The sequence below is a fragment of the Rhizobium sp. BG4 genome (assembly GCF_016864575.1).
Lineage (GTDB): Bacteria > Pseudomonadota > Alphaproteobacteria > Rhizobiales > Rhizobiaceae > Rhizobium.
In genome coordinates, this window is record NZ_CP044127.1 from 298,092 (window position 1) to 309,845 (window position 11,754).

An 11,754-nucleotide genomic window follows, 5' to 3' on the forward strand; every position below is an offset into this window, starting at 1 on the left:
AACCCGGTGCGGTTCATTGTTTTTGCTTCCTGACATTTTCGTCCTCCTTCGATAGGAATAGAAGTATCATCTGAGAACTAAGTTCCCGCACGCCAAGCTTTCAGCAACCGCTAGGTGCTCGCGATAAAGCAGGATGAGCAAGCCGCCGAAATCAAAGCCGCTCCTTAAAGACGACGATGCGCCGATCAGATCACGGCCGCGCCGCAAACGTATTCCAGACCAGCCCGCCCTTCCGACTCGGTTCCAGAGAGTTGAACCTGCGCTGGCGCTGCTCAAACAGCGGGCCGCCTTCCAGTTTGAAGCTTGGGGAGCGTTCAAGGGAGCGATCAAATGCAAAGGTAGTGTGCGAACTTCTTGACCGACCACGTAATGGCCAAATCTGCGAGATCGATAGGCATAGTTATCCCTCCACCGCGATTGCGGCGCTGTAATTTGCGATCGTGTTAATGAATTACCGGGGTTCACGGCGACTATCGTTTCCAGTCCAATAAACCTGTCGTCCAGATCCAGGTGATGAAGCGCTATAAGAAGAGCGAGGCTAAGCCCGCGACGGGATCGTCTCACGGAATACCATCAGCGCTTCCGCAACGGTTAGGCTTGAATGCTCATCCAGAGCCGCGAGCAATCGGATGCGATCCGACAATGCGGCTTCGTGCCGTGCGTAGCGCAAAAGATCCTTGGCGTTTTTCAACCGGACGTACGGGACAGCATCGCTTTCGATCAGCTCATATGCATGCCCTGCCTCGCGCACCCAGGGCGGTGGAGCGTCATCGCGAAGGCCATCAATTGCGAAGCTGACGTCGGCACGTTTGACGACGAAGTCTGGTTCGGTCAGAGGCAAAGATTGGCACGACCAGGCCGCGACGTCATCGTCGACGTCACGCAGGCAGCCAATATCGCGGGGGAGTTGATCCCGAAACAACACCGGGCCGACGCATCGTACGGTGCTCAATGGATAGTAAATTTGAATGGGATTATGCCGCGCAACAGTGCGCGAGGAAGAGATGCTCATCATGCGCCCGGCCAAGCAGGCCAATTATCGGACCGACTTGTTCCAATCCGATCTTTTCCCGACTTGCGACGTTATAAAGAAAAGGAGCGCAGATGGCCACACTGCGGTCGGAACAACTAGACCGATAGAACGATTTAGCTGGATCAACAGGAGAACGACATGACTGCGCATCGTGCTCAATGGAAAGGCCATCTCAAAGTTGGCGAGCTGACTTGCGCAGTAGGACTATACACGGCAGCGTCGACCTCGGAACGTATAAGTTTCCACATGCTCAATGGAAAGACGGGCAACCGCTTGAAGCGCGAGCTCATTGACAGCGAAACCGAAGAAGTCGTCGAACGTGACCAGCAGGTCAAAGGTTTCGAGACCGGGAACGGTGAGTACATTATGATCGACCCGGAGGAAGTTGCGGCAGTGATGCCGGAATCGGACAAGATGCTCGAAGCCGAGGCCTTCATTCCGTGCGGCGACGTCGATGATGTGTACTTCGACAGACCGTACTTCCTCGTCCCGGCGGATGAGGAAGCAAACGATGCTTTCACCAGCATTCGAGACGCACTAAGTAAGACCAATTCCACTGCGATCGCGAGGACGGTCTTGTTCCGACGCATGCGAACCGTGTTAATTCGGCCGCACGGAAGCGGGTTGATCGCCACTACCCTGAATTTTGACTATGAAGTCCGACCTTCTGAAGAAGCGTTTAAGGACGTTGCGAAGGTGAAGGTCGAAGGGGAGATGCTCGACTTGGCCAAACACATTATCGGAACCAAAATTGGCGATTTCGATCCCGGCAAGACTGACGACCGATATGAGACTGCGCTAGCCGCGCTCGTAAAGGCCAAGGCCGAGGGCAAATCGCTCCCGAAGCCTAAGCCGGTAAAGGTTTCGAAGCCCAACGATCTCCTGAAGGCCTTAAGAGAGAGCGCCGGCATGGGCAGCGGTTCCTCAGGGAAGCCGAAAGCAGCCAACGCAAATTCTGGCAAGAAGAAATCTTCAACCACTTCTTCTAAGTCCAAAACCACACATAGGAAGGCAAGCTGACAATGGCTCCGCGTCGTCCGTATTGGAGAGGCTACCTGAAACTGTCGCTCGTTACTTGCCCTGTCGCAATGGTGCCCGCGACGTCAGAAAGCGAGAAGGTTCGCTTCCATACCCTCAATGAAAGAACCGGCAATCGTGTTGTCTCCCAGTACATTGATAGCGTGACGGGCAAACCGGTCAAGGACGAAGACGAGGCCAAAGGATACGAGCGCGGCGAAGACGACTACGTCAGTCTCACCGACGAGGACCTGGAATCCGTCGAGCTAGAGACCGTGCGCACCATCGATATCGAGAAATTCGTTTCGCGTGACAAGATCGAATGGATTTATCTCGATACCCCCTACTATCTCACCGCGAACGACAAGATCGGGGACGAAGCCTTTGCCGTTATTAGAGAAGCAATGAAAGCTCAGAATGTTGTCGGTGTCTCCCGTGTGGTTCTCGGCCGCCGCGAGCGCGCCGTTATACTGGAGGCACGTGGCGAGGGTATCGTTGTCTGGACGCTGCGGTATGGCGATGAAGTTCGGCCTGAGAACGAATATTTCACCGGTATCGACAAGAAATCGGACGCAGAGGGTGTCAACGCGCTCGAAAAGGTCATCAAGAAGCGTACCAAGAATTGGTCGCCAGAGATGGTGTCCGACCCAATCCAGGAAAGCTTGTTGAAGCTCATCGCCGAGAAGAAGAAGGCTAAGAAGCCATCGAAGAAAACAGCGGAAAAGAGCCGGGATGATGACAAAACAAAGTCCGACAACGTCGTCAACATAATGGATGCTCTGAAAAAGTCAGTCCAGAAGGAATTGAAGTCTCGCAAGGCTGGCTGACAAAGCCGTGGAGACCGCTCTCCGCAATCTGTTTCGAGCGCCGGGCAGCGTACGGTCCCCCAGTCAGGCGAGGTCCACCTTGGCCATTCACGGTATCGAAGCTACCGCACGCAGTCCCGTTTTTGCTCATCGTTTGTAGACCCGCTCACATCGGCGCACCTTGTTTTCTTCTCGTCCTCAGGCGTCGCATCCGGAGCTTTCTGGGCACCAGCGGCCGAGCCGAAACCGCTCGGGTTGGTGATGTCACCCTCAACAGACGATGAAGAGGAACTTGGGCCAGGAGTGGGACCAGCTTGGTCCGGGAGGCTTTCCGCCCCGGCCACACTGGCTGTCATAAGTGAAAGCGCTATCACCGCTGTGACTAAATTCAGCATTGTTTCAACTCCATCCTAGAGAGGGAAAACTTGGCCAGACCTTGGAGGTTCCCGAGGGCATTGGAAGCCAACGTTAGCGACGGAATGGTAAGCTGTTACGGGGAGCCCATTCACCGACGACACCTGCTCTGCCGTGTGAGTAATAGCAACGTTTTGCGCTTCGCGGTTACCCAGCGAATTCTACAAGTGGAAGCCATTGGGTGGCTGTGTCATTAACAATCATGCTGCCATCGTCGCCGATTCAACGCTTTCTGCGCCAGCGCGAGACCGAGCGCCTGACCGTTTCGCGCACCGTGCGCAAGGCCACCTTTCTCGTACATCAACGCTGAGCCGCTCGCCGTGCGCTTAATGAAGTGCGGAAGACGTAGGCGCGTTTGCTTTAGTGGAAACTAAGCCTACAAAATGTGTGAGAAGGTGTTCGGTGATTTCTGAACCGCTGGCACCTTGGTTGTAGAGCATAATGGCTCGATCACACAGAACGTTTGCTACCTCTTCTTCGAAAGGTACCGAGTAGAAGCTAAACCACTCGACAATCGCCTGAAGAAGCGGAGCTTCTGCATTCTCATTAACACTTTGCACAAGCCACCCCAATCGGTTTTCCTAAGGAACAGGTAGAGATCGCGGTCGGACAGGTTGGGTGCTCGCCTGGCGTTTCGTTGCCCGCAGCGAGAAACCGGAAAAACCGCTGCGTTCACCATCCCCGTCGCGTCCGGTTGACACAGCCGCGATCTCAGAAGATGAATGACCAGGCAGCGAAGACGTTCCGCTTTCATTTTATTTCGTACGAAAGCGCACGGTCTTCGAGGACATCTGGCCACAATACGTTCGACCTGCCGGTCGACCAATCTCACTCAGCGTCATTGAAGGATTTGCGGCGCTCCGTCTCCGGTCCCGCATGACACGGGTGACGGCGAGGGTCACCAGCATTGATATCCTTCGTCCTTCAACAATGGAGGCCACGAGTGGGTTGCTTGTAAACAAGGTAGCTATTGTCACGGGTGCATCGTCAGGTATCGGCCGCGCGGCCGCATTGCTGTTCAGCGCCGAGGGTGCGGCGGTTGTGCTTAATCGGAGAAAAACAGCAGCGCTCGGCCATGTGTTCGACAGCATTCGTGCTCTAGCAGGGACAGCTGATGCAGTTCCTGGCGACGTCGGCCTGCCGGAGACAACATGACAGGCTGGTAGCACTGGCGCATCAGTCCTTCGGACGGTTAGCCATCGCCTTCAACAACGCGGTTTTCATCGGCCCCGAAAGCCGCTGGCCGAGGTCGACTTGACGGAATGGCACAATACCGTCTCGACAACGCTGACGTATGCTTTCCTTTGCTAGCCGTATCTAAATTCCGGCGATGCATCAGACTGGAGGCGGCAGCATCATCTTTAAATCGAGCGTTGTTGGCACGAGCGTCGGGCTCCCCGGTGCCACTGCCAAGGCGGCCTGATGGGTCTGGTGAAGGGTATCACGGCGGATTACTGCTGCCAGGGCGTTGGGGCGGCCCGGCTGCACGCGATCAAACGGATCTCACAACCCGAGGAAATCGCAAATGCCGCCCTCTTCCTTGCCATGTCGAGCTTTGTTATGGGTTCACCGCTTTACGCGAATGGTGGGAATTCCGCAGTCAAATGACAGTGGCCGCCGAAGGATAGCCGTACCGGCGGCGTTCCTCTACATCAGACGGCCCTGGCTAATCAGGGCCTTCCTGCATAAGCAGTGCGAATTCCTCGGCAATAGGGCTACATCCGACATCACCGAACGATCTTCAGCTCCATCCAGTCCGCTGTCATCCGTTCACACTGAATTCAAGTCGCGCCGAGAAGCCGAGATATCGATGCCGCAAAGGCACAGGTCGATGTCGTGCCAATCTTTGCCAGCCGGCAAAGTTACAAACGGATTTTTGTCTCGCCATACGAGGCCATCCCGACAAGCATAGCCAACTCGCGGGCGTCTCGTAGATTGTTGCTCCATCCACAACCGAGTTACACCCATCAGACTTCTAGAAAGACTGTACGATATGTCGGCTGACGGTTCGTGTCACGGCGGCTAAATTTCCAAGGGGCGGATGGGATGCCAACCACCAATAGGCTTCGATAATATCGGCGCGAACCTAAAATTCGTTCCGCCACAACCCACCGAACCGCTCTGAACCACCCTTTTTTCGCCCTTCGCCCGGGTGTAAATCTCTTCGGGAAGAAGGAGATGCGATGAGTGATGCAGTAGTGATTGTGCCAAGCAAGACAGCTGACGTGGGCAGGCTGCTCAAGCTTGCCAGGCAAGACACACGCATAGCCGTTGAGGGAGAAAGCCATCCTCCAGTGATCTCCGCTTTCGTCACTCGTGTACGCGAGACGCTAAACCGTCTCGTAATGCCTACGGCGGGGCTCGTCGTGCTCCTGGAAGGTACTAAGGACATTGTCTCGGGTACCGAGCACCGAATTTATCGAAGCGGCGACGCCTTCATTCTCAATGCCAACGAGCATGTCGATGTGGTCAATGAACCAGATCATAAATCCGGCTTTTATCGAGCCCTCTTCGTGCGCTTTGATCGCGCTCTGATCAAAGAGGCCGCACGCTTGTGGCCACAGTTCGTGAACCAGGAGCTACGATTACGGGAGCCTCTGCTGACAGACGACCTTTGCTCCGCACTTCTCCACGCGGCCGAAGCCCTGTCTTATCAAACGCGAGTTTCCCGCAGGGTCGCAGAGCACCGCTTGCTTGAGGTGCTGCTGATACTGGCTGAGCAGGGCGCGATTTCGCTGACGCCGAAATATGTGGATGGTTCAGTGGTGGAGGCTGTGCGTCTCCTCGTTCGCCACCGCCTGCACTTCCCGTGGACCACGGCAGCAGTCTCTTCGGAATTCTCGATGTCTGAGGCCACCCTTCGCCGCCGCCTCAGCGCGGAGGGCCATTCGCTTGAGCACCTTTTGCTAGATGAGCGTATGAAAGCTGCCTTCACCATCTTGAACGACCGTGACGCATCCGTTGCCGAGGCGCTAGCGGCGACTGGCTATCAATCTCGTTCGCACTTTTCGAAGCACTTTCAGCAGCGCTTTGGTGCGACACCGTCAGAGGTACGGTTACACAGGTCACAAACGCGGCTGCCTGACTGAATCCGGCCCAAAGCTGATCGGTTCGGGTCCAGATTTTCGCAGGCGCATCGGTATCCTCACCAATAGAAACAGTGAGGATAACCACTATGCACCACTACCTGCGAACAATGAGCGCTGCCTTCATTGCAGCGTTTGCCACAACGGCGGCTGGATCATCCGACATTATCGGCCTCAAGGTCACGATTCCTGGTCTTGGCAAGGCTGGACGTTTGCCCGACAAGGCCGCCTTTTGCGCGCCGTCTACTGTCTCTGGAAACAACATCAGCCCACCAGTTACCTGGTCCGCAGGACCGGGCGGCACGCGCTCCTACGTCCTACTGATGACGGACCCCGATGTGCCGAAGGACTTCAGCCAAATCAACAAGTCCGGCGTCGTGATCCACCGCAATGATCCCCGTGTGTCGGTTTTTCATTGGGTTCTCGTAGACATTCCCGCCGATCTGCGGTCGCTTGCAGAAGGGATTGAAAGCGCGGGCCTGGTTCCGCACGGCAAACCAGTTGGCGAAACAGCGCACGGACGCAGGGGCGCTAACGTCTATTCCAGCTTTCTCGCGTCAGACGCCGAAATGGCTGGGACGTACGGTGGTTATGATGGCCCTTGCCCGCCAGTGAATGATGAGCGCCCACATCGGTACGTACTGCAAGTGTTCGCACTGGACGTACCTTCTCTCGGCCTCGGTGGTGTGTTCGACGGCGAGACAGTCACGAAGGCCATGAGGGGGCATATACTTTCTACGGGCATTGCTACTGCCACTTACTCGCTCAACCCGAGCATCACCCGGCAACAACATGGCCAGTAACAAGACGATATCGAGGAACCTGGGATGATTAAGAACGACGCTGCAGCATCAACTCTGTTTTCTCGTGACGCCGAAGGGTGCGACAGCCTGCGCCGACGGTTGATCCCCTGTTTCGATAAGTTCTACGGGACCGCCCTGGAGTTAACCAAGAATGGCAGACCTGTGCCAAGTTGACGGTGTTCGACATAGGGGCCGGGGCCGGCCTCCTCTCTGCAAAGGTCCTACAAGTCGTTCCAGGTTCAAAAGATTTGCAGTGCTCGGCGGATCATCGGCCATGCCAGAGCAAGCTCGCATTCGTCTCGGGACAAGCGTGGATCTGGAGTTCCGACATGCGGAGATGGCGGACGCAGTGCTTGGGCATGCTCGCCCCTTACTAGCCTTTGGTGCGGAGGTGACATTGACCTCAACCTGCAACATCACGGGCATTCCCGTTGGCCGCAATTTCCAACGCTCGGCTTACGTCGAGATCGGTCTGGCTCGGACCTGTTGCGCGTTCGCAGGTGGAGACAGCACGGCGAGCAACAGGATCGTCCCGGCGCATTTGGCCTGTTTGACGACGGAACTCGCGCCTAATCCAGGCCTTCGTCCATGGAGTGGACTTCAACGGCCTCAAATCTTTGAGACCTTGTACCAAATCGTATCTCAGAGCCGTGACCAACGTTCCCGATACAAGTTCGCATTTTTCAGAAACAAGCCAGATACGCCGGTTCCCTACACCCCCTCGCCAAGTGTCGTCACCACGACATAACCCAAGGAGAGGCATCATGACTGCTATCAGAACATTGTCCCGCCGAAACTCGACAACCGGCCGTGCTTTCGCATTTGCGCTGGGCTCGATCATGCTGCTGCCGGTGGTGGCCCTGCAGGATGCAAAGGCTGCCGAGCCAATCACTACGACGTCCGCCGACAAGACATCGGACGACAGTATTCGCCCTTTCAAGATCGATGTGCCACAGTCCCAGCTCGACGACATGCGCAAGCGTATCGCCGAGACCCGTTGGCCGGACAAGGAAACCGTCGGCGACATCTCCCAGGGCATCCAGCTCGCACGCGTTCAGGAACTGGTTCGGTACTGGGGCACCGATTATGATTGGCGGAAGGCTGAAAAGGAGCTGAACGACCTTCCGGAATTCATCACCACAATTGACGGCGTCGATATCCAGTTCATCCATGTTCGCTCGCGCCATCCGAACGCCCTTCCCCTGCTCCTGACGCACGGTTGGCCCGGCTCCCAATTCGAGTTTATCAAGGCCATCGGCCCGTTGACCGAGCCCACCGCGTTCGCCGGTCGGGCGGAAGATGCCTTCGATGTGGTGATTCCCTCGATCCCCGGCCACGGCTTCTCCGGAAAGCCAACGGAACTGGGCTGGGGTCCGGATCGTGTCGCCAGGGCCTGGGACGTCCTGATGAAGCGGCTCGGATACAAGAATTACGTCTCGCAGGGCGGCGACCATGGATCGGTTATTTCCGATGCTCTGGCACGCCAAGCCCCTGAAGGCCTTCGCGGCATTCACCTGAACATGCCCGCCACCGTTCCTGGCGAACTGATGAAGGGCATCAACGCAGGCGACCCCGCACCGGCCTCCCTCGCGCCCGACGAAAAGGAGGCTTACCAGTCCCTGAGCACTTTCTTTGGCAGGAACGCTGCATACGGCGCAATGATGGTCACCCGTCCGCAGACCATCGGATACTCGCTGTCTGACTCGCCGGCTGGTCTGGCGTCTTTCATCTATGAAAAATTCGCTCAGTGGAGCGATAGCGATGGGGTGCCGGAACGCGTGCTATCTCGCGACGACATGCTCAACGACATCACCCTCTATTGGCTCAACAACGTCGGCGCATCGTCGTCCCGCTTCTACTGGGAAAACAACAACAACAACTTCAGCTCCGAGACCCAGAAGACCAGGGACATCAAGGTGCCGGTTGCCATCACGGCCTTTCCCAAGGAAATTTACAAGGCACCGGAAAGTTGGAGCAAGCAGGCATACCCGACGCTGGTCTACTACAATCAGGCCGCCAAGGGTGGACATTTCGCCGCCTGGGAACAGCCGCAGCTGTTCGCCGAAGAACTACGGGCGGCATTCAAGTCGATGCGATAAAAGCGCGGGGCAGCTCCTCAGGCTGCCCCCTTTCGACGAGGCTTGGCGGGCAATCCAGGGACTGGTGAGCGGCTGTGCGATCATAGTCATCCTTGGTCGCCATCACCGACATACGCCGGCGCCGGCCACCTTCGGGCCGCTCGATAAGGACCTCCTGACGGTGCTTCGACATATCAATCGCTACCAGCACGGCGTTTGTGGGAGTAGAAAGATATTTGGTCATGGCTTGTCGCCTCCAAAGTGTTGCCTCGACAACTTCACTTTAGAGACCTGTTGACCGGCCATGACCACCGCCGGCGGCGCGCTCCGCTACACACGGCTACGCGCGCCGCCGGCTCTGTCAGAGCAAGATTCCCGATGTGCTACGGCACGGAATTCACCTCGAATGCGATCCTCGCCTGGTCGAAGGATCACAAAGTCGACTGGCATTACATCGTGCCGGGAAAGCCAATAGCAACGCATTCCATAAGCACCAGGTAATATTTAAGCAATTTCTGCGCGTTAGGCATTAGAACATTTTACGAATGCGTTTCAGGTCAGATAGGAATGGGTTCCCATTTTCCGTATTTTCATTGTGTTTTTTCAAAATGCTGCGGACATTTTGCATGACTTCCTACAGTCTTCTTTGCGCGGGAGGAGGTGTAATGCGTCGATTAAGGGTTTGTCCCGGCGGCCGTAACGGACAACTGTTCTACCGCAACGCGATCTGAACGTCGGCTTCCCGACAAGTAGGATCGGTGCCCTTGCTAGCCCACGAGCTTATGTACCGTGCCCACGGTCATGTCCCCGACCAAAGCCGCAATGACGTCCAGGCCGTATGGCTTAGGTATGAATACGGTGTCGCCGGGGAGTTCTTCAGATTGGAGCCGATGTCCGCCCGAAGCGACGATGACGGGTACGTTCATGTGGCTCGTCGAAATCATCCTTGCGAGATCGAGACCGCTCAGGCCGCCCGGCATGTCGACGTCCGTGATGACGGCGTCGATCTTCCGTTGTCCGAGGACGGCCACGGCTTCAAGGACGTTGGCAGCCTCGACCACATCGTAGCCCTCGTCGAGAAGGGTGTCGGCGAGCATCATCCGAATCAGGAATTCATCATCGACGATGAGAACCGTAGGTTGGTACATGGCAGTCTCCGCTCCGTGGTCACGAGAGGAACTCGCGTATCCACATTTAGATTGCCCCTCGAAGCGGAGTATTTGCCGACATGTTTAATAAAATGCGAACGGTTGGGGCGCCGTGAGCGAGGATTTCTGCTTCTTCAGAGTTGGCGGATTGCTGCTTGGCCTGAAGCCCGGGCGAGTCTGCTCACCTTGCAGCCGGTCGCGAACGTCAATCTGGCGGATGGCTGGTATCTCCGGTCTTTCGATGTGCGCGACCCGAATTAGAAATAAGCTCAACGTGGCTCGTGGATCGGACAGCGGTTGAACCCCTGCCGGAACTGGGCGGAATGTTCGTAAGGCGCCTTGCGCGCGCGATTGATGTTGCCGAGCGGCTGGTGGGCGGCCAAGCCCGTCCAGACGCTGAAGCGCATCCGCTCATCGACCTCATCGACTTTCTCGTCGCTCCAGCTATCCTGCGGCCCGGCGCTAACGATCGCGACCGTGACGAAGGGCGCATCCGTCTCGTCCCACTCGACGGTCGGGTCTTCGATCGGTTGATCTTCAATGTTGCGACAGAGCTGAACCTGAAATTCCCATTGCGCGCGAATATCTCGCATCTCCGCCTGGACCGTCTCGCGGATAGCATTTTCGCTCACGCTGGTATCGATCTCGCGGCCCATCAATTCCGTGAGGCCGACCGATACGGGCTTCAGCCGGAATTTAGCGACATAGTCGCCGTACCGAAACGGCGTAACGCTGAAATAGGTCTCGCCAAGCGGATCGACATTCGGAGCACCTCCGAGCGACTGCACGGCCGGGCTGGATATGCCGACCGCCTCAAGACCCTTATTGACCGTCTGGAGAACGCTAGAGAGTACCTCCTTTGTCCCTTCCATCCGGTCTGTTATCTTGGCGAGCATCTTCAGATTGCCGAGGAATTTTTCCGCATTCGGCGCCTGGAAAACCGGACCGTTGACCATCACGAAGTCCTGGGTCGAGCCGGCCGCATCGGAAAGCCTCGGGCCTTCGACGCCGACGACTTTCATGGCGAGTCCGCGCGGAAGTGCAATCGCGTCGGGCAGAATGTCGCCGGCATTCGTCGACATCCGCATATAGACGTCGTAGTTGCCCGAACGCGAGAAAAGGCCCTGGGCGAGTTCGGCAGGTAGGTTGTCCCTGACAATCATCTTGGCTTTAAGGATTCCGTGTGCCTTTGCATGCACGGACCGGACGGCGTGGCCATAGTCCTCAGCAGTCCGTTTCAGAATGACGTCGAAGGCGTCATTAAGACCGGAGACCACTTCCTGCTCGTTAGGGTTGATCTGTTCGAGATCCGCTGAGTAGCGCACAGGGGTGGCTGTCGTCATCACTTTGCTCCTGGGGGAAATTGCGA

8 protein-coding genes and 3 pseudogenes are annotated in these 11,754 nt (G+C 56.6%); 7 read left to right on the plus strand and 4 right to left on the minus strand.

The window, feature by feature from the left end:
• Window positions 1-133: 133 nt before the first annotated feature.
• Window positions 134-277: pseudogene (locus F2982_RS31830) on the plus strand (ATP-dependent DNA ligase); the annotation flags it as partial.
• Window positions 278-538: 261 nt separating this feature from the next.
• On the opposite strand, the gene F2982_RS29135 reads toward F2982_RS31830, so the two are convergent.
• Entirely contained in the window at window positions 539-1,015 is a 477-nt protein-coding gene (locus tag F2982_RS29135) for a hypothetical protein (protein ID WP_246777745.1), read from the minus strand.
• Window positions 1,016-1,171: 156 nt separating this feature from the next.
• On the opposite strand from F2982_RS29135, the gene F2982_RS29140 reads away from it, so the two are divergent.
• From F2982_RS29140 to F2982_RS29165, 6 genes and pseudogenes are all read left to right on the plus strand, one after another.
• On the plus strand, window positions 1,172-2,053 hold the full coding sequence (locus F2982_RS29140) for a Ku protein (RefSeq protein WP_203431558.1): 882 nt from the start codon (window positions 1,172-1,174) through the stop codon (window positions 2,051-2,053).
• A gap of 2 nt (window positions 2,054-2,055) precedes the next feature.
• Window positions 2,056-2,877, plus strand: a complete 822-nt coding sequence (locus tag F2982_RS29145) for a Ku protein (protein WP_203431559.1) — start codon at window positions 2,056-2,058, stop codon at window positions 2,875-2,877.
• Between the two features lie 1,323 nt (window positions 2,878-4,200).
• Window positions 4,201-4,878: pseudogene (locus tag F2982_RS29150) on the plus strand (SDR family NAD(P)-dependent oxidoreductase).
• 575 nt (window positions 4,879-5,453) lie between these two features.
• Window positions 5,454-6,359, plus strand: a complete 906-nt coding sequence (locus F2982_RS29155) for an AraC family transcriptional regulator (protein WP_203431560.1) — start codon at window positions 5,454-5,456, stop codon at window positions 6,357-6,359.
• Window positions 6,360-6,445: 86 nt separating this feature from the next.
• Window positions 6,446-7,159, plus strand: coding sequence for a YbhB/YbcL family Raf kinase inhibitor-like protein (locus F2982_RS29160; RefSeq protein WP_130279508.1), 714 nt, complete (start codon window positions 6,446-6,448; stop codon window positions 7,157-7,159).
• A 764-nt stretch (window positions 7,160-7,923) separates the two neighbouring features.
• Window positions 7,924-9,258: an epoxide hydrolase gene (locus tag F2982_RS29165; RefSeq protein ID WP_203431626.1), complete on the plus strand. Its 1,335-nt coding sequence runs from the start codon at window positions 7,924-7,926 to the stop codon at window positions 9,256-9,258.
• A 76-nt stretch (window positions 9,259-9,334) separates the two neighbouring features.
• Here the strand turns inward: F2982_RS29165 and F2982_RS29170 are convergent.
• From F2982_RS29170 to F2982_RS29180, 3 genes and pseudogenes are all read right to left on the minus strand, one after another.
• Window positions 9,335-9,481, minus strand: a pseudogene (locus F2982_RS29170) (IS110 family transposase); the annotation flags it as partial.
• Between the two features lie 523 nt (window positions 9,482-10,004).
• Window positions 10,005-10,385, minus strand: coding sequence for a response regulator (locus F2982_RS29175; protein WP_203431561.1), 381 nt, complete (start codon window positions 10,383-10,385; stop codon window positions 10,005-10,007).
• A 269-nt stretch (window positions 10,386-10,654) separates the two neighbouring features.
• Complete coding sequence (locus tag F2982_RS29180) at window positions 10,655-11,728, minus strand: catalase family protein (RefSeq protein ID WP_130279510.1); 1,074 nt, start codon at window positions 11,726-11,728, stop codon at window positions 10,655-10,657.
• Between the last annotated feature and the right edge of the window lie 26 nt (window positions 11,729-11,754).